We start from the raw sequence: 585 nt of genomic DNA, 5'->3' as shown, positions 1-585 counted from the left end.
AGAGACGATCGGGGCTTTCTTATTCTAAGCGAATTTCGCATCACTCTATGACAATAAATCACTTCATTAAACATACAATCCAAGTCACTCAATGGCTTTTAGCTCATTTTTCAAAATCAAAACTTTACCTAGCCGGTCATTCTTGGGGATCAATACTGGCGCTTCATGTGCTGCAGCAGCGTCCTGATTTATTTTACACGTATTATGGAATCAGCCAGGTTGTTAACCCGCAAGATGAAGAATCAACTGCTTATCAACATATTCGTGAAATTTCCGAATCAAAAAAAGCCAGCATATTATCTTTTCTCACACGTTTCATTGGTGCTCCGCCTTGGAAGCAGGATATCCAGCACCTTATCTATCGGTTTTGTGTCGAGTTAAGCAGGGGAGGATTCACTCACCGTCATCGTCAATCTCTAGCTGTATTATTTCAAATGCTTACTGGCAATGAGTATGGAGTGCGGAACATGCACAGCTTCCTCAATGGATTGCGTTTCAGTAAAAAACATTTAACTGATGAGTTGTACCGGTTTAATGCTTTTACATCAGTTCCTTCTATTAAAGTACCGTGTGTTTTCATTTCAG

The 585-nt window shown here is 40.0% G+C and carries 1 protein-coding gene; it reads left to right on the top strand.

Annotated features, from left to right (window positions below; all coding sequences use genetic code 11):
- A partial coding sequence (locus ACWHAR_RS29875) for an alpha/beta fold hydrolase (protein ID WP_452088786.1) occupies nucleotides 1-585 on the top strand: 585 nt, incomplete at both ends.

Source organism: Bacillus sp. LR--39 (genome assembly GCF_053613335.1).
Note: the sequence above shows the minus strand (reverse complement) of the source record. Positions and strands in the feature narration are given on the sequence as shown.